Source organism: Qipengyuania sp. HL-TH1 (assembly GCF_036365825.1).
Taxonomy (GTDB): Bacteria; Pseudomonadota; Alphaproteobacteria; order Sphingomonadales; family Sphingomonadaceae; genus Qipengyuania; species Qipengyuania profunda.
Window position 1 is genome coordinate 697,243 of the sequence record NZ_CP142675.1, and the last position, 15,524, is coordinate 712,766.

The 15,524-nt window shown below is 64.0% G+C and carries 21 protein-coding genes; 18 read left to right on the forward strand and 3 right to left on the reverse strand.

The genetic code is table 11. The features are described from left to right. Positions 1 to 97: 97 nt before the first annotated feature. The 7 genes from coxB to VWN43_RS04015 all read left to right on the forward strand — a co-directional run bounded on the left by coxB (position 98) and on the right by VWN43_RS04015 (position 7,172). On the forward strand, positions 98 to 1,138 hold the full coding sequence (gene coxB / locus VWN43_RS03985; protein WP_320180569.1) for a cytochrome c oxidase subunit II: 1,041 nt from the start codon (positions 98 to 100) through the stop codon (positions 1,136 to 1,138). 30 nt (positions 1,139 to 1,168) lie between these two features. Beyond that, on the forward strand, positions 1,169 to 2,884 hold the full coding sequence (gene ctaD / locus VWN43_RS03990; protein WP_253517332.1) for a cytochrome c oxidase subunit I: 1,716 nt from the start codon (positions 1,169 to 1,171) through the stop codon (positions 2,882 to 2,884). A 90-nt stretch (positions 2,885 to 2,974) separates the two neighbouring features. Further along, positions 2,975 to 3,934 (forward strand): alpha/beta fold hydrolase, encoded by a 960-nt coding sequence (locus VWN43_RS03995; protein ID WP_320180568.1) that lies wholly within the window; start codon positions 2,975 to 2,977, stop codon positions 3,932 to 3,934. A 23-nt stretch (positions 3,935 to 3,957) separates the two neighbouring features. Next, a complete protein-coding gene (locus tag VWN43_RS04000) occupies positions 3,958 to 4,875 on the forward strand; it encodes a heme o synthase (RefSeq protein ID WP_320180567.1) in 918 nt (305 codons plus the stop codon). A 124-nt stretch (positions 4,876 to 4,999) separates the two neighbouring features. Continuing rightward, entirely contained in the window at positions 5,000 to 5,572 is a 573-nt protein-coding gene (locus tag VWN43_RS04005) for a cytochrome c oxidase assembly protein (protein WP_320180566.1), read from the forward strand. Positions 5,573 to 5,638: 66 nt separating this feature from the next. Continuing rightward, the gene (locus VWN43_RS04010; protein WP_253517325.1) at positions 5,639 to 6,460 is read left to right on the forward strand and encodes a cytochrome c oxidase subunit 3; all 822 of its coding nucleotides are present in this window, start codon (positions 5,639 to 5,641) and stop codon (positions 6,458 to 6,460) included. Positions 6,461 to 6,599: 139 nt separating this feature from the next. Beyond that, a complete protein-coding gene (locus VWN43_RS04015; RefSeq protein ID WP_320180565.1) occupies positions 6,600 to 7,172 on the forward strand; it encodes an SURF1 family cytochrome oxidase biogenesis protein in 573 nt (190 codons plus the stop codon). 1 nt (position 7,173) lies between these two features. On the opposite strand, the gene VWN43_RS04020 is transcribed toward VWN43_RS04015, so the two are convergent. Then, complete coding sequence (locus tag VWN43_RS04020) at positions 7,174 to 7,653, reverse strand: SRPBCC family protein (protein WP_320180564.1); 480 nt, start codon at positions 7,651 to 7,653, stop codon at positions 7,174 to 7,176. A gap of 47 nt (positions 7,654 to 7,700) precedes the next feature. Between VWN43_RS04020 and VWN43_RS04025 the strand changes: the two genes are divergently transcribed. The 8 genes from VWN43_RS04025 (at position 7,701) to VWN43_RS04060 (ending at position 12,274) form a co-directional block, all read left to right on the forward strand. Then, on the forward strand, positions 7,701 to 8,063 hold the full coding sequence (locus VWN43_RS04025) for an ArsR/SmtB family transcription factor (protein ID WP_320180563.1): 363 nt from the start codon (positions 7,701 to 7,703) through the stop codon (positions 8,061 to 8,063). Positions 8,064 to 8,108: 45 nt separating this feature from the next. Then, positions 8,109 to 9,500 (forward strand): threonine synthase, encoded by a 1,392-nt coding sequence (gene thrC / locus VWN43_RS04030; RefSeq protein WP_320180562.1) that lies wholly within the window; start codon positions 8,109 to 8,111, stop codon positions 9,498 to 9,500. Then, positions 9,500 to 10,390 carry an RsmD family RNA methyltransferase gene (locus tag VWN43_RS04035; RefSeq protein ID WP_320180561.1) on the forward strand — a complete coding sequence of 297 codons (891 nt, stop codon included), beginning with the start codon at positions 9,500 to 9,502 and terminating at the stop codon, positions 10,388 to 10,390. The genes thrC and VWN43_RS04035 overlap by 1 nt, the downstream gene beginning before the upstream one ends. A 10-nt stretch (positions 10,391 to 10,400) precedes the next feature. Then, positions 10,401 to 10,775 carry a dihydroneopterin aldolase gene (locus tag VWN43_RS04040; RefSeq protein ID WP_320180560.1) on the forward strand — a complete coding sequence of 125 codons (375 nt, stop codon included), beginning with the start codon at positions 10,401 to 10,403 and terminating at the stop codon, positions 10,773 to 10,775. Further along, positions 10,772 to 11,071, forward strand: coding sequence for a Rossmann fold domain-containing protein (locus tag VWN43_RS04045; protein ID WP_320180559.1), 300 nt, complete (start codon positions 10,772 to 10,774; stop codon positions 11,069 to 11,071). Before VWN43_RS04040 ends, VWN43_RS04045 begins: the two co-directional genes overlap by 4 nt. Positions 11,072 to 11,074: 3 nt before the next feature. Next, positions 11,075 to 11,317 (forward strand): MoaD/ThiS family protein, encoded by a 243-nt coding sequence (locus tag VWN43_RS04050; protein ID WP_320180558.1) that lies wholly within the window; start codon positions 11,075 to 11,077, stop codon positions 11,315 to 11,317. Beyond that, positions 11,310 to 11,777: a molybdenum cofactor biosynthesis protein MoaE gene (locus VWN43_RS04055; RefSeq protein WP_320180557.1), complete on the forward strand. Its 468-nt coding sequence runs from the start codon at positions 11,310 to 11,312 to the stop codon at positions 11,775 to 11,777. The genes VWN43_RS04050 and VWN43_RS04055 overlap by 8 nt, the downstream gene beginning before the upstream one ends. Positions 11,778 to 11,851: 74 nt before the next feature. Next, the gene (locus VWN43_RS04060; protein WP_320180556.1) at positions 11,852 to 12,274 is read left to right on the forward strand and encodes a Rossmann-fold NAD(P)-binding domain-containing protein; all 423 of its coding nucleotides are present in this window, start codon (positions 11,852 to 11,854) and stop codon (positions 12,272 to 12,274) included. Positions 12,275 to 12,339: 65 nt separating this feature from the next. Here the strand turns inward: VWN43_RS04060 and VWN43_RS04065 are convergent, their stop codons facing one another. Further along, a complete protein-coding gene (locus VWN43_RS04065) occupies positions 12,340 to 12,870 on the reverse strand; it encodes a hypothetical protein (protein ID WP_320180555.1) in 531 nt (176 codons plus the stop codon). 176 nt (positions 12,871 to 13,046) lie between these two features. On the opposite strand from VWN43_RS04065, the gene rplU reads away from it, so the two are divergent. The 3 genes from rplU to VWN43_RS04080 all read left to right on the forward strand — a co-directional run bounded on the left by rplU (position 13,047) and on the right by VWN43_RS04080 (position 14,534). After that, positions 13,047 to 13,505, forward strand: a complete 459-nt coding sequence (gene rplU, locus VWN43_RS04070) for a 50S ribosomal protein L21 (protein ID WP_253517296.1) — start codon at positions 13,047 to 13,049, stop codon at positions 13,503 to 13,505. 12 nt (positions 13,506 to 13,517) lie between these two features. Then, positions 13,518 to 13,787 carry a 50S ribosomal protein L27 gene (rpmA, locus tag VWN43_RS04075; protein WP_253517293.1) on the forward strand — a complete coding sequence of 90 codons (270 nt, stop codon included), beginning with the start codon at positions 13,518 to 13,520 and terminating at the stop codon, positions 13,785 to 13,787. A gap of 207 nt (positions 13,788 to 13,994) precedes the next feature. Further along, positions 13,995 to 14,534 (forward strand): GNAT family N-acetyltransferase, encoded by a 540-nt coding sequence (locus VWN43_RS04080; protein ID WP_320180554.1) that lies wholly within the window; start codon positions 13,995 to 13,997, stop codon positions 14,532 to 14,534. 68 nt (positions 14,535 to 14,602) lie between these two features. On the opposite strand, the gene VWN43_RS04085 is transcribed toward VWN43_RS04080, so the two are convergent. Beyond that, positions 14,603 to 15,481: a metal-dependent hydrolase gene (locus VWN43_RS04085; protein WP_320180553.1), complete on the reverse strand. Its 879-nt coding sequence runs from the start codon at positions 15,479 to 15,481 to the stop codon at positions 14,603 to 14,605. Positions 15,482 to 15,524: the final 43 nt, after the last annotated feature.

Genomic DNA, 15,524 nt, shown 5'->3' on the forward strand with positions numbered 1-15,524 from the left:
ATCGGGCCCTTGCATGGGGCGCGTCCCGCCACGCAGCGCGGGATTTGCCCCAGCCACAGGCCCCGAACGAGACACGACACGAAAGAGTGCCACGACGATGAAGAACTTCGGCTCCCTCCACGGGTTCCACCGGATTGTCGCCAGCCTGGCGATGGCGGCGATGCTGGCTTTCGGCGCGCAGGCCGCGGCGGCGCAGGACGCTGCCGAATCTGCGGCGACCGAACAGCTTGAAACGCTCGACCCGGCGGTTGCCGCCGACGCATCGAGCGAAGATGTGGCTGCCGGTGCAGGCGCCTATACGCCGATGAAGCCGACCGAAGGCAAAGGCATGCCGGTTGCGGGTGCGATCGACGTGCAGTCGCAGTTCTCGCCGATCGGCAAGCAGGCCAACGGGCTGCACATCGCCCTGGTATGGATCATGGCGATCATCAGCATCTTCGTCCTGCTGCTGTTCCTCTATGTCATCGTGCGCTTCAACAAGCGCGCCAATCCGGTGCCTTCGAAGACCAGCCACAACACGCTGATCGAAGTGATCTGGACCGTCGTTCCGGCGCTGATCCTGCTCGGCATCGCCGTGCCGTCGATCGGCCTGTTGAGCGCGCAGTACAAGACGCCCCCCAAGGATGCGATCACCATCAAGGCGATCGGCTACCAGTGGTACTGGGGCTATGCCTATCCCGACAATGGCGATTTCGAAGTCGTTTCGAACATGCTGACCGAGGAAGAGGCCGAAGCGAGCGGTGAACCGCACCAGCTGGCAGTCGACAACCGCATGGTCGTCCCCGCCGGCGTGCCGATCCGTCTGCAGACCACTGCTGCCGACGTGATCCACTCCTTCGCGGTGCCGAGCCTGTGGTTCAAGCTCGACGCCGTTCCGGGTCGTCTCAACGAGAAGCTGCTGCTGATCGAAGAACCCGGCGTCTATTACGGCCAGTGTTCGGAACTGTGCGGCGCGCGCCACGGCTATATGCCGATTGCGATCGAAGCACTGCCGATGGCGCAGTACAATGCCTGGGTTCTGGCGCAGGGCGGCACCGTCGCCGGTGCCGCAGACGCCGCGGCTTCGGTCGCGCCGCTGCAGGAACCCGAAAGCTCGGTTCCCGGTGCACCCGGTGCCGGCGCCGCCCCGACCGCTTAAGATTTACGATTAGCTCGAGAGTATAGCACGATGGCTACCACCGCCGACAGCTTCCAGGCCCACACCGAAGACCACGCGCATGATGATCATCATACGCCCGGTTTCTTCGCGCGGTGGTTCATGTCCACCAACCACAAGGACATCGGTACGCTCTACCTGATCTTCGCGATCATCGCGGGCATCGTCGGTGGCGCGATTTCGGGCATCATGCGTCTGGAACTGGCCGAACCCGGCATCCAGTACCTGCAGTGGTGGGCGCAGTTCATGGGCGGCAACGCCGATTTCGACACCTCGCTGCATATGTGGAACGTGTTCATCACCGCCCACGGCCTGATCATGGTCTTCTTCATGGTCATGCCCGCGATGATCGGCGGCTTCGGCAACTGGTTCGTCCCGCTGATGATCGGCGCGCCAGACATGGCGTTCCCGCGCATGAACAACGTCAGTTTCTGGCTGACCGTGGCGGGCTTCATGTCGTTGCTGTTCTCGCTCTTCGTGCCGGGCGGTACGGGTCCGGGCGCAGGCGTGGGCTGGACCGTCTATGCGCCGCTGTCGACCACCGGCAGCCAGGGCCCGGCAGTCGATTTCGCGATCTTCTCGCTGCACCTTGCCGGTGCCGGTTCGATCCTCGGCGCGACCAACTTCATCACCACCATCTTCAACATGCGCGCGCCGGGTATGACCCTGCACAAGATGCCGCTGTTCGTGTGGTCGGTGCTGGTCACCGCTTTCCTGCTGCTGCTCGCACTGCCGGTTCTGGCCGCCGCGATCACCATGCTGATCACCGACCGTAACTTCGGGACGACCTTCTTCGATCCCGCTGGCGGCGGCGATCCGATCCTCTACCAGCACCTGTTCTGGTTCTTCGGTCACCCTGAGGTCTACATCATGATCCTGCCGGGCTTCGGCATGATCTCGCAGATCGTCTCGACCTTCAGCCGCAAGCCGGTGTTCGGCTATCTCGGCATGGCCTACGCCATGGTCGCGATCGGCGTGGTCGGGTTCGTCGTGTGGGCGCACCACATGTACACCGTCGGTCTCGACGTGAACACGAAGATGTATTTCACCGCGGCGACCATGGTCATCGCGGTCCCGACCGGGGTGAAGATCTTCAGCTGGATCGCGACCATGTGGGGCGGCTCGATCGAGTTCAAATCCCCGATGGTATGGGCGATCGGCATGATCTTCCTGTTCACGGTCGGCGGCGTCACCGGCGTCTATCTCGCCAATGGCGGCATCGACGACGTGGTCCATGATACCTATTTCGTGGTTGCGCACTTCCACTACGTGCTGTCGATGGGTGCGGTGTTCTCGCTCTTCGCCGGGTTCTATTACTGGTTCCCCAAGATGAGCGGCCGGATGCACTCCGAGCTCCTCAGCCACCTGCACTTCTGGGGCTTCTTCATCGGCGTGAACGTGATCTTCTTCCCGCAGCACTTCCTCGGTCTGCAGGGCATGCCGCGTCGCTATCCCGACTATGCCGACGCCTATGCCTATTGGAACGAGATCAGCTCGATCGGCTATGTGATCATGGCCGGCTCGATGATCTTCTTCTTCGTCAACATCGTCTACGCCTTCGTGGCGGGCAAGAAGGCGGCGGACAATCCGTGGGGCGAAGGCGCAACGACGCTCGAATGGACGCTGTCGAGCCCGCCGCCGTTCCACCAGTTCGAGACGCTGCCGGTGATCGAGGATCATCACACCGCTCATGATCACATGAGCAAGGCTGCGCCCGCCGCGAGCTAGGCGCGAAGCACTGGACACAAGCAAACGGTCGGTCCCATGGTGGACCGGCCGTTTTCTTTTGTCTGCCGGATATCTGCACGGGGGAGTGCCATGCTCGAAATGCGTACCATCGATACGGGAAAGGTCAGCCTGCGCTGCGCCGTGGAAGGTGAGGGGCCGCTGGCGATCATGGTCCATGGCTTTCCCGAAAGCTGGTACAGCTGGCGCCATCAGATCGGTCCGATAGCGCAAGCGGGCTTTACCGCCTGTGCGATCGATGTCCGCGGCTATGGCGGGTCGGACAAGCCGGAGCCGGTCGATGCCTATGGGATGGAGCATATCGTCGGTGACCTCGTCGGACTGCGGCAGGCGTTGTCGCCCGATGCGCCCGCCGTGCTTATCGGCCATGACTGGGGCGCGCCGATCGTGTGGAATTCCGCGCTGACGCACCCCGAGCATTTCCGCGCAGTTGCCGGTCTGTCAGTGCCCTTCGCGGGCGTGCCGAGCCGCCCGTTCACCGAGGTCTTCCGCGAACACTTCACCAGCCAGGGCCGCTTCTTTTACCAGGAGTATTTCCAGGAGCCCGGTATCGCCGAGGCGGAGGCGGAGAAGGACCCGCGCGATTTCGTCCAGCGGATGATGTATTCGATCAGCGGCGATGTCCCGCCGGGCGACTATTGGGACAAGCCGCTGGGCGCGACCTTCCTCGAAGGGCTCCCTGATCCTGCACCGGTCGCCTGGCTGACCGAAGACGATCTCGATTTCTACGAGGCGGAATTCGCCGCCTCGGGCTTCCGCGGTCCGCTCAACCGCTATCGCAATCACGAGGCCGATTACGCATGGTTGCAGGGCTGGGCGGGCAAGCGCATCGAACAGCCCGCTTTGTTCATCGGCGGCACGCGCGATCCCGCGACCTTCCTGTTCGGCGCGATCGAGGATCCGGTGGCGCTGGTGAAGATGTTTGCGCCGCGCGCCGAAGGGCATATTCTCGACGGCGTCGGGCACTGGACCCAGCAGGAGCGGCCCTATGCAGTCAATTCGATCCTGATTGACTGGCTAAAGCGCCTTTGACGCCCTATATGCCGCCCGATTCCATGACCCAGACAGTTCCCACACACCTCCCCGCGGAATGGCGCGATTTCTTTGCGCTGACCAAGCCGCGCGTGATGAGCCTGGTGATCTTCACCGGCCTGTGCGGCCTGCTCGCCGCGCCGGGCCATATCAATCCCGTCCTCGGCTTCAGCGCCATCCTGTGCATCGCGCTGGGCGCGGGCGGGGCGGCGGCGCTCAACCAGTGGTGGGAAGCCGATATCGATGCGGGGATGAAGCGTACTGCTGCACGCCCGCTTCCCGCAGGACGCATGAACCGCACCGATGCGCGCGATTTCGGCGTATTGATCTCGGCCGCTTCGGTGATGATCATGGGGCTCGCGGTGAACTGGCTCGCGGCAGCGATCCTTGCGCTGTCGATCTTCTATTACGCGGTCATCTATACCATCTGGCTCAAGCCGCGCACGCCGCAGAATATCGTCATCGGCGGCGGGGCGGGGGCCTTTCCGCCGCTGATCGGCTGGGTCGCAGTGACCGGCGAGATCACGCTGATGCCGGTGCTGCTGTTCGCGATCATCTTCATGTGGACACCGCCGCATTTCTGGGCGCTGGCACTGTTCGTCAAGACCGATTACGCCAATGTCGGCATTCCGATGATGCCGGTGGTCAAGGGTGAAACCTCGACCCGCCGCCAGATCCTGATCTATGCCGCGCTGCTCGTGCCGATTGCCGCCGCGCCGTGGTTCATCGGCGGGACGGGCTTCGTCTACGGTGTTGCTTCGCTTGCGCTATCGCTTGCTTTCCTTGCGCTTTCGGTCCCGGTCGCTTTCCGGCAGACTGGAGCCAACGACACGATGAAGCCCGAAAAGCGCCTGTTCGCTTTCAGCATCATCTACCTTTTCGCCCTGTTCGCCGCGCTGGTCGCGGACCGGGTGCTGGCTTATCAGGGATGGATCGCATGACCCCCGAAGAAGAAATCGAATTCAAGCGGCGGCAAAAGAGCCGCAACCTCGTGCTGGGCGGCATCCTGCTGTTCTTCGCCGTGCTGTTCTATGTGATTACCATCGCCCGGATGTGAGCCACGCCATGACTGCTGCAACCCTCGAAACCCGCAAGAACCGCACCGCGCTGCTGGCTTTTGGCGGCGCTCTGGCGATGCTCGGTCTGGGCTATGCCGCAGTGCCGCTGTACCAGCTGTTCTGCCAGGTGACCGGTTTCGGCGGCACGACCCAACGCGCCACCGAGAGCGAGGCGAACATCGCCCAGCGGCTTGGTGCAAGCGCAGGCGGCAAGACGATTTCGGTGCGCTTCGACGGCACCACGGCGGGTGACGTCCCGTGGAGCTTCCGCCCCGAGCAGGTGACCGATACCGTCACCATCGGGCAGCGCGACATGGCGATCTATCTGGCCAAGAACAATTCGAACCAGACGATCACCGGCACCGCGACCTTCAATGTCGAGCCTGAGCAGGCCGGCGCCTATTTCAACAAGATCCAGTGCTTCTGCTTCACCGAGCAGGTGCTGCAGCCGGGGCAGGAAGTGCGCATGCCGGTGCTCTATTACATCGATCCCAAGGCGCTCGACGATCCCAATATGGACGGGGTGGAGCAGATCACGCTCTCCTATACTTTCCACCGGGCGCTGGATTCTGCCGAGTAGCCCCTAGACCCGCGCGCGATGGCGCATTAAGGGCACCCGCAAAGCGAAACCCAGGACGCGAGTACAATGGCCGGTAACGTCAATCACGAATATCACATCCTCGAACCCGATATCTGGCCGCTGATCGGCTCGCTCTCGGCGCTGACCTTCACCAGCGGCATGGTCCTGTACATGCACGAAATGGGGAGCGCGCACCTCGTGCTCGGCCTCGGCATCGCCGGCCTGATCGCGACGTTCTATGCGTGGTTCTCGAACATCGTGAAGGAAGCCGAGCGCGGCGACCACACGCCGATCGTCCAGCTGCACATGCGCTATGGGATGATCCTGTTCATCGCGTCCGAAGTGATGTTCTTCGTGGGCTGGTTCTGGAGCTGGTTCGATTTCGCGCTGTTCCCGAGCGAATTGTCCGACGTGGTCGGCGGGGTGTTCCCGCCCGCGGCGATCGAGGCGGTCATCGACCCGTTCAGCCTGCCGCTGCTCAACACGCTGATCCTGCTGTGTTCGGGTACGACGGTGACCTGGGCGCACCACTCGCTGATCCATGGCGACCGCGACGGGCTCAAGAAAGGCCTGTGGCTGACCATCATCCTCGGGGCGATCTTCACCGCCATCCAGGCATATGAATATGCCCATGCGCCGTTCGCCTTCGGTGGCAACACCTATAGCTCGGCGTTCTACATGGCGACCGGCTTCCACGGTTTCCACGTGCTCGTCGGCACGATCTTCCTGATCGTTTGCCTGCGCCGCACCTATCTCGGCCACTTCACCCCGCGCCAGCACTTCGGCTTCGAAGCGGCAGCGTGGTACTGGCATTTCGTCGACGTGGTGTGGCTGTTCCTGTTCATCACCGTCTACGTCTGGGGTGGCTGGGGCGCCGCCGTCCACTGATGGCTGCCGACAGGCTCGAACAACGCGAAGGGCAGCCCGGCACCGCCGAGGCTGCCCTTCTCGGTTTATACCCGCGAGTGGGCGCTGGGACGATAGCGCCTACAGGCGATGCGCGCGAGACAAAGAGTTGGAATCTGTAATGCGTTTTCCGATCGTTCCGACCGTCATAGTCGCTGCCGCGATCGCCACGATGGTCGCGCTGGGCGTCTGGCAGCTTGGCCGGATGAACGAGAAGGAAGCGCTGATCACGCGCTACGAAACGGCGTTGCGGAATTCGGCCGATGTCGATTGGCCATCGCCAAGCGAGTACGAAGCCAGCCTGTTTCGGCACACCACGGTCGAATGCAGCGACGTTCGCGCGATCGATAGCGTCGCGGGTCGCTCGCGCTCGAATGCGCCGGGATGGGCGCACATCGCCCGCTGCGCGAACGGTGGCGAGGGCACGGTCGATATCGCGATTGGCTGGTCGCGTGAGCCGCAGCCACCCTCGTGGGATGGCGGCGCCGTCCGCGGATTGATCGCACCCCAGGGCGACACGGTGAAGCTGGTCGCGGACGAGGGGCAGGGCGGTCTCGAACCGCTCGCCCGCCCCGATCCTGCCAATCTGCCCAACAACCACCTTGCCTATGCCGGGCAGTGGTTCTTTTTCGCGCTCACCGCGCTGGTGATCTACGTGCTCGCCCTGAGGGCGCGTTTGCGCAAGCAGGGCTGACCTATTTGTAGAGCCCCTGGCGCAGGTTGATGCCGTGCTCGATCCACGCCTTGAGCGCGAGGATCACACCGGTCCAGCCCTCGCAATTCATATAGGACCCGCGCAGCGCTTCGGCGGTCTCGCGCCAGCCTTCCTCGACGATCTCCACCAGCGTGCGGCCATCGTCCGTCGGCTTGAACAGCATGGTGACGGTGGTGCGATAGTCGCCATCTCGGCCCTTGGCGCCGATCTCGCCGCTCTCGGCTTCGTGCCCGGGCCATTCGAGCACGATCTTTTCATTGGGGACCACCTCGATCACCTCGACCGGGAAGGCGCCAGGGAAATCGTGGAAATCCCACATCACCGTGGCCCCGGTTTCGAGGCGTCCCTTGGCGCCGCCAGTGGTGAAATATTGCGATAGCTGCGCCGGGTCCGCGACTGCTTCGAACACTTCCTCGAGCGGCTTGGCGATGCGGCCGGAGACACGAAAATTGATTTCCATCGAGCTTCTCCCTTGAGTCGCGGTCCATTATGTTATAAAAAACTAACATGTCAAACGAGAACAGAACTCCCGACGACGATCTCGACCGTGTGTTCAAGGCGCTTGCCAATCGCATTCGCCGTGCGATCTGCGATGAGTTGAAGGTCCGTCCGCTCACCACCGGTCAGCTCGCCAGCTGCTTCTCCGAACTCGATCGCACCACCGTGATGATGCATTTGCGGGTGCTGGAAGAGGCGGGGCTGGTGGTGCCTGTGCGCAAGGGGCGCGAGCGCTTCAACCATCTCGATGCCATGCCCATCCAGGCGCTGCACGCCCGCTGGATCGGCCCCCATGCCGAGCGCGCGGCGGAAGGCCTCCTGCAGCTGAAGTCGGCGCTCGAAGACAAAGCGGAAATCACGACTGGCGAATGACCGCTTGCTTGCCCGCCTTCGCATGCCCCGCTAACCGCCCAACCGATGAAATACGTTTCCACCCGCGGCAGCGCTCCGTCGCTCGATTTCGCCGGCGTCACGCTCGCCGGCCTGGCCAGCGATGGCGGGCTCTATGTCCCGGCACAGTGGCCGCAGTTCACGCTGGAAGAAATCGCGGCGATGCGCGGCCTGCCCTATGCCGAACTCGCCGCGCGGGTGATGCAGCCCTTCGTCGGCGATTGTCTGACGCCCGAACGGCTGCGCGAACTGACCGCCAAGGCCTATGGCCGTTTCGCCCATGCCGCGGTCACGCCGCTGACCCAGCTCGACGAGCGCCAGTGGCTGCTCGAACTGTTTCACGGCCCCACGCTCGCCTTCAAGGACGTGGCGCTGCAATTGCTCGGCCTATTGTTTGAGGAATTCCTTGCGCGGGACGGCGGCACATTGACCATCGTCGGCGCCACCAGCGGAGATACGGGTAGCGCGGCCATCGATGCAGTCGCGGGGCTCGACCGGGTCGAGATATTCATGCTCCACCCCAAGGGGCGCGTCAGTGATGTCCAGCGCCGCCAGATGACCACCGTGCGCGCGCCCAACGTCCACAACATCGCGATCGACGGCAGCTTCGACGATGCGCAGGCGATGGTGAAGCGCATCTTCGCCGACAAGGACGTCACCGATAAGCACCGGATCGGTGCGGTCAATTCGATCAACTGGGCGCGGTTGATGGCGCAGGTGGTTTATTACTTCGCCGCCGCGCTGCAATTGGGCGGACCCGAGCGCAAACCCGCCTTTAGCGTTCCTACCGGGAATTTCGGCGATGTTTTCGCGGGCCATGTCGCGGCGCAAATGGGGCTGCCGATCGAGAGACTGCTCGTCGCCACCAACGTCAACGACATCCTCCACCGCGCTCTGAGTGCGGGTGATTATTCCACCGGCACCGTAACCCCGACTGCCGCGCCGAGCATGGACATCCAGGTCAGCTCCAATTTCGAACGGCTGCTGTTCGACGTCGGCGGACGCGACGGGGCCGCCATGGCCGAACAGATGCGCGCGTTCGAGAAAGCACGCGCGATGCGTCTGACCAATGCGCAGCGCGAAGGCGCCGCCGCGCTGTTCACCAGCATGCGCGCGGACGAGGACGACATGGCGCGCGCGATGCGCTGGGCGAGCGAGGAATGCACCGAGATCGTCGACCCGCATACCGCGATCGGTCTCCACGCGGCGCGCCACGCCGAGCTGGCTGGCGATACTCCCGTGGTGACGCTTGCCACCGCGCATCCCGCGAAGTTTCCCGACGCGGTCGAACGCGCCACCGGCAATCGGCCCGCGCTGCCGACGCGGGTCGGCGACCTGTTCGCACGCGAAGAAGCCTATATCGAATTGCCCGGCACCTATGAGGCGGTCCGCGACCATATCGTCGAGCACGCGGCCTGATGGCGGAACTGCGGCGCGATCCGGTGCTGATGGTGGGCGAAGGCTGGGATGCCTATCGTCTGCTCGACAGCGGCCATGGGCGCAAATTCGAGCAGTACGGCGCCTATCGCTTCATCCGGCCCGAACCGCAGGCAATGTGGTCTCCGCGTCTGGTCGAATGGGACGCGCATGGCGAATTCGTCCCCGGCAGCGATGAAGATGGCGGCGGGCGTTGGCAGTTTGCACAGGACGTCCCGCAGGATGGCTGGACACTGGGCTGGGGCGACGAAGCGCGTTTCACGGCCCAATGCACACCGTTCCGCCATCTCGGTTTCTTCCCCGACATGGCCCCGGTGTGGGAATGGATGGGCCGGCAACTCGGCGATGCGCGCGATGCCGAGATGATGAACCTGTTCGGCTACACCGGCGTGGGCACCCAGGCGCTGAGCCGGTTCGGGCGCGTCACGCATGTCGATGCGAGCAAGAAGGCGGTGGCGCAGGCGCGCGAGAATGCCGCCATGGCGGGGCTGGAGGATCGCCCGATTCGCTGGCTGGTCGAGGATGCGATGAAATATGCGGCGCGAGAAGTGCGGCGCGAACGGCGCTATGACGGGATCATCCTCGATCCGCCGAAGTTCGGGCGCGGTCCCGATGGCGAGGTGTGGCGGCTTGAGGACAGCCTGCCGGAGCTGGTGTCCGATTGCCGCCAGCTGCTCGATGCCGACAGCCGGTTCCTGTTTCTCACCGTCTACGCCGTCCGCATGAGCAGCCTTGCCTTGGCCGGCTTGCTGCAGGAACTGTTTGCCGACCTGCCTGGCACGATCGAACATGGCGACCTCGCGGTGCAGGAACAGGACGATGGCCGGCTCCTTCCAACCGCGATCTTCGCGCGCTGGTCAAATCCGCGCTAGGACGCTGCCCATGGACGATTCGCTGATCCTCGAAGTGGCCGATTTCGAGCACGATGTGCTCACCGGCATCTATTCCGAAGAAACCGGCCGGCCGCAGCCGTTGAGGTTCACGATCCAGGCGCGGATGAAGCCGCTGCATCGCTACGAGCCCGATACCTCGCTCGAGCATTCGAAGAACTACATGGACCTGAAGTTCGCCGCTTCCGCTGCCTTGCCCGAAGGCGTGCACTTCAAGCTGATCGAGGCTGTCGCCGACCACGTCTGCGAAACGCTGTTCCTCCAGGATGTGCGCATCACCGCGGTGACGGTGAAGATCGTCAAGCTGGCGATTGCCGAGGCGGGCGAGAAGATCGGCATCACGCTTCACCGCGAGCGGCGTGAATGAAACGCATCACGGTCGACGGGCTGCCCGGCGACCCGCTGGCTGCGGCGGGAGTCTTCCACCAGCATTGGCTGGCGCATGTCGAGCAAATCCTGCGAACGGGCGAAGATGTCCTTTTGGCGCTGCCCGCCGCCGATCACACGCATCGCGAATGGCGGCTGGCGATCGCGGCCGGGCTCGCCCGTAAGCATACGCCGCGCCGGATCAATATCGTTGCGGGCGAGGGGCCGGCAGTCGACGCGACCGCGGCCTATCTTGGCGGAGCACCGGGGATTACCGGGCAGTATCTGGAGACCTGAGCCATGAGCGTGCGCATTCTCTTCCTGGGCCCGCTGGCCGACCTCGCCGGTACGCAGGAGCGTGAGGTGGCCGCTCCGCTCGATTGGACAGGATTGCTTGCCGCAGCCGGTCCCGAGATCGCCGCGCAATTGGATGACGCGCGCGTGCATGTGGCATGCGGCGGCAAGGTGCTGGCCGACAAGACCGCGCTCGACGCGCGCGATGGCGATGAAGTCGCGCTGCTTCCGCCGGTGAGTGGTGGCTAGGCTTACGCTCGCGACCCCGCTCGACGTCCGGCTGCTCGACAAGGGGCTGTCGGTCGGCGAAGCGCTGGCGGCATTCAATGCCGCGCATGAGCAGGCGGGCGGGATCGTTTCCTTCCTCGGCAAGGTCCGGCCCGATGACGGTGTGAAGGCGCTCGAACTGACGCATTACGAACCGCTGACGCATTCGGGCATGGCGGCGCTGGCGCAATCGGCGCAGGCGCGATTCGGTCTGGGCGGCGTGCTCGCCTGGCACCGGATCGGGGTGATGCGGCCCGGGGAGGCGGTCGTGCTGGTCGCTACTGCGGCGCGGCATCGGCGGGATGCGTTCGAGGCGGCCGATTACCTGATGGACCATCTCAAATCCGCCGCCTGGTTCTGGAAACGCGAGAAGCGCGATGACGGCTGGCACTGGATTACTCCACGTGACCGCGATCACGCGGACCTTGCGCGGTGGAATTAATCGCCGGTTCTTGATCCAGATCAAAGACCGCACGCTCAGCTGACGGCATCACGGCTCCAACAAAGGAGCACGTCATGTCCAAGCATCTGATCCGTGAACTCGTTGCCGAACAGGCCATCATCCGCGACGCACCCAAGGTTGCGCACGAGGCCGACCGCAGTTTCGAACTGCCCAAGGGGTTCTATGTCGGGACCGTCGCGCTCTATCTGGGCTTTCTGGCGATTACTGCAGTCGGGTTCGCGTCGCCGGGATTGATCATCCCGATGGCCATCTTCACGCTGTTCATCGTTGCAGGCTTCGGTCTCCCGGCGCTGTGGACGCGGATCGGGCCGGAGCACAGCGGCCGGAATATGAGCTGGGCCCAATTGTCCAGCCAGGGCATCTCCACGCATACGGGCCGGGTGACGGCGCGTGACGCGATGGCGCAGGTCCTGATCCTCCCGGCGCTGATCTTCTGCTGGGGCATAGTCACGGTAACGATCGCTGCGCTCGTCTGAGCGATCGAATACCGGGGAGAGGCGCGGGGCCGGGCAACCGGCTCCGCGTTGCTTGCGCGTAGGAACTAGCGGACCTGCGCGCGTAGCCGGGCCAGAACATCATCCTCTTCGGCCACCAGCGTGATCACCGTCATGCGTGCCGCGGCGATCGGTGTGGCATCCCCGGCCTGCACCGTCGCGGCAGTATAGAGGATATCCAGATCGCCCAGCGCAATCGCGGCGATGCTGCGTGCCGAATCGAGATCCGCCAGCGCGACCTGCGCCGCTGCCCAACTGTCGCTGCCGATAGCGCTGCCCGATGCCGCCTGAACCCGGCGTTCGGCGGAGGGAACGGCGCCGGTAAAGTCGGCGTGCGCCTGCCGCGCCTGTTCGACCAGGGCGGAGAGCCGGGCATCGAGCCCGCCGGCCAATTCGACCGGGACCTGCGGTACATCGAGGCGCGGGCTGGGGACGGGCTCGAAGGTGCCCTCCGCCCGTTCGACATCGCGAACGGCGAGCGAAGGGTAGCCATCACCCGAGCCGGCTGCACAGCCCGCCAGCAGGGATACGGTGAGCGGAAGGACGAGATGCTTGCGGTCGATCATCGCCTTCTCCATATCACGCGGGCCGCAGCGCGCCAGCGAGGATGCAAATTTCCTCGCACCGGGCGTTGACTTGCGGCCACCCATCGCTTAACGGCACGCTTCTTTCCGGGGCTGGCTCTGACAGCCTGACGGGTGCGCCGTGCAATCGCAAGATCACGGCACAGCAATTTGAACGAGAGATAACCACCATGTTCGCAGTAGTGCGCACGGGCGGCAAACAATACCGGGTTGCCGCCGGAGACAAGATCGCGGTTGAGAAGCTGGCTGGCGAAGCCGGCGACACCATCACGCTGGGCGATATCCTGCTTGCAGGCGAAGGCGATACGCTTTCGGATGCCGGCAAGGTTACCGTTTCGGCGGAGATCATTGCGCAGGCCAAGAGCGAGAAGGTGATCGTCTTCAAGAAGCGTCGCCGTCACAACTATCGCCGCAAGAACGGTCATCGCCAGCAGATGACCCTGCTGCGCATCACCGATGTCGGCACCGGCTCGGCCAAGAAGGCAGCTCCGAAGAAGGAAGCGGCCAAGCAGGACGACGCTGCAGACCAGCAGGCTGCTCCGAAGAAGGAAGCCGCCGAGAAGAAGGCTCCGGCCAAGAAGGCAGCGCCTGCGAAGGCCGCCGCCAAAAAGACCGCAGACAAGAAGTAAGGAGCACGGACGATGGCACATAAGAAAGCAGGCGGTTCGTCGCGCAACGGTCGCGATTCGGCCGGTCGTCGCCTCGGTGTGAAGAAGTTCGGCAGCGAGAACGTCGTCGCCGGCAACATCATCGTGCGCCAGCGCGGCACGCGCGTCTATCCGGGCGCCAATGTCGGCATGGGCAAGGACCACACCCTGTTCGCGCTTACCGACGGTATTGTGCGATTCCACAAGGGCAAACTCGACCGCAAATTCGTCTCGGTCGAAATGATGGCCGAAGCCGCCGAATAACAGGACGCTCCGATAACGGGATCGTCCAGACAGGACGGTCCCAGCCGGGTCCATGATCCGGCAACCGAAGAGGGAGATGGGGCCGACCCGTCTCCCTCTTGTCGTTTCTCCCTCTTCGATTTCGCGGCGAAACTTTCTTTCGCCATCACGCAATTGTCACGCGTCCGGCCTAGGAGCCCGGAGCGTGGACCACAGGGGAGATAACCGATGTTCCATGTTACCGAGAGGCTGCTGTTGCGGCCTGCCTGGCCCGAAGATGCCGATGCGCTGTTTGGCGGGATCGCCGACGAAGCGATCGTCCGCAATCTTGCGCGCGCGCCGTGGCCCTATCTTCCCGAACATGCGCGTGAATTCGTCACTCGCGAAACCGATCCGCGAATGCCCGCCTTCCTGATGACGCTGCCCGGTAGCAAGGGCTCGCGGGTCATCGGAGCGGTCGGCCTGGGCGACCATGAAGACGGGGTGGAACTCGGCTATTGGATCGCACGGCCTTTCTGGGGGCGGGGATATGCCACCGAGGCGGCGCGCGGCGTGCTCGAGATCGCCCGGTTGCTCGGCCATCGCAAGATCACCGCCGGGCACTTCCTCGACAATCCGGCATCGGGGCGTGTGCTGCGCAAGCTCGGCTTCGTGCCCACGGGGCGGGCGGTGCCGCGGTTCAGCAAGGGACGCGGCGAGGACGTGCCCTGCGCGCTCTATCGCCTGTGCCTCGACGAATGCGAGAAGGTCGCGCCGATCGCGGCGTGATAAGGAAAAGGCCCCGCGAGCGATCGCGGGGCCTGCTTGTTCCGGCCCGTCCCGATTGGTGCCAGCGCCTATTCGGCGGGCATCACGGCGTCTTCGAAGTCGCCTTCGTACAGCTTGATCAGCGCGCGGTCGTCATGGTCCCACGGGTGGAAGCCCGGCTTGAAATAGGCGAGCCATGCGGGGAAGATGCGGCGCACGATGCCGGGGGTGGCGGTGAGGTATTTGAACAGGCCCCACTTCGCCTTCCAGCCGGTGATGCCGTCCTGTTCGAGCAATGCCAGCGAATCGGTCCAGCGGTTCTTGAAGAAGCGCGCCGTAACGGTGAGCATGACGAGGCTGCGGACCTGCCAGCGCTTGCTTGGTTTCCAGTCCCTGGTCGCGTGGTTCCAGGTGTCGAAGGCAACGCCCTTGTGCTCGATTTCCTCCGCCGAATGCCAGCGCCACATGTCGCGGACTTCGGGGTCGGCATCCTTGAAATGCGCCGGATTCGCGAGGAATTCGGCCGCCATCATCGCGGTGTAATGCTCGAGCGCCATGGTCACCGCGAGATTGGCTATGGCCGGGCGATCCTTGGTCAGCGCCAGCAGTTCGGCCACGCGGGCGTCGATCGCCTTGATGTCATAGCCGGCATCTTCGGCGAGCCGGTTGAAGGCGATATGCTCGCGCGTGTGGTTGATTTCCTGCTTCACGAAAGCGCGGATTTCGGCATCGAGCTTGGGCGGTGCGCCTTCGCGATGGGCCTTGACCGCTTCGATGAAGAACGCCTCGCCGCGCGGGAAGGTGGCCGATAGCGCATTGTGCCAGGCGGTGCCGAACGGTTCGCCCGCCCACCAGCGCCGCGGATTGGTGCCACGGTTGAAGCGCTCGTCGCGCACGGTGATGGTGAGATCGGCCGGAGTCGGCGCGGCTGTACGGTAGTCTGAATCGATCGAAACGGGCGCGTTCATGGGTAGCTCCGCGAGATTTAACTGACATTGATGTAAGTAACGC

Coding starts and splice junctions, on each gene's coding strand:
- coxB (WP_320180569.1), top strand. CDS start 98: ATGAAGAACTTCGGCTCCCTCCACGGGTTCCACCGGATTGTCGCCAGC.
- VWN43_RS04025 (WP_320180563.1), top strand. CDS start 7,701: ATGTCAAACGAGAACAGAACTCCCGACGACGATCTCGACCGTGTGTTC.
- VWN43_RS04010 (WP_253517325.1), top strand. CDS start 5,639: ATGGCCGGTAACGTCAATCACGAATATCACATCCTCGAACCCGATATC.
- VWN43_RS03995 (WP_320180568.1), top strand. CDS start 2,975: ATGCTCGAAATGCGTACCATCGATACGGGAAAGGTCAGCCTGCGCTGC.
- rpmA (WP_253517293.1), top strand. CDS start 13,518: ATGGCACATAAGAAAGCAGGCGGTTCGTCGCGCAACGGTCGCGATTCG.
- rplU (WP_253517296.1), top strand. CDS start 13,047: ATGTTCGCAGTAGTGCGCACGGGCGGCAAACAATACCGGGTTGCCGCC.
- VWN43_RS04005 (WP_320180566.1), top strand. CDS start 5,000: ATGACTGCTGCAACCCTCGAAACCCGCAAGAACCGCACCGCGCTGCTG.
- thrC (WP_320180562.1), top strand. CDS start 8,109: ATGAAATACGTTTCCACCCGCGGCAGCGCTCCGTCGCTCGATTTCGCC.
- VWN43_RS04020 (WP_320180564.1), bottom strand. CDS start 7,653: ATGGAAATCAATTTTCGTGTCTCCGGCCGCATCGCCAAGCCGCTCGAG.
- VWN43_RS04035 (WP_320180561.1), top strand. CDS start 9,500: ATGGCGGAACTGCGGCGCGATCCGGTGCTGATGGTGGGCGAAGGCTGG.
- VWN43_RS04045 (WP_320180559.1), top strand. CDS start 10,772: ATGAAACGCATCACGGTCGACGGGCTGCCCGGCGACCCGCTGGCTGCG.
- VWN43_RS04050 (WP_320180558.1), top strand. CDS start 11,075: ATGAGCGTGCGCATTCTCTTCCTGGGCCCGCTGGCCGACCTCGCCGGT.
- VWN43_RS04085 (WP_320180553.1), bottom strand. CDS start 15,481: ATGAACGCGCCCGTTTCGATCGATTCAGACTACCGTACAGCCGCGCCG.
- VWN43_RS04080 (WP_320180554.1), top strand. CDS start 13,995: ATGTTCCATGTTACCGAGAGGCTGCTGTTGCGGCCTGCCTGGCCCGAA.
- VWN43_RS04065 (WP_320180555.1), bottom strand. CDS start 12,870: ATGGAGAAGGCGATGATCGACCGCAAGCATCTCGTCCTTCCGCTCACC.
- VWN43_RS04060 (WP_320180556.1), top strand. CDS start 11,852: ATGTCCAAGCATCTGATCCGTGAACTCGTTGCCGAACAGGCCATCATC.
- VWN43_RS04040 (WP_320180560.1), top strand. CDS start 10,401: ATGGACGATTCGCTGATCCTCGAAGTGGCCGATTTCGAGCACGATGTG.
- VWN43_RS04000 (WP_320180567.1), top strand. CDS start 3,958: ATGACCCAGACAGTTCCCACACACCTCCCCGCGGAATGGCGCGATTTC.
- ctaD (WP_253517332.1), top strand. CDS start 1,169: ATGGCTACCACCGCCGACAGCTTCCAGGCCCACACCGAAGACCACGCG.
- VWN43_RS04015 (WP_320180565.1), top strand. CDS start 6,600: ATGCGTTTTCCGATCGTTCCGACCGTCATAGTCGCTGCCGCGATCGCC.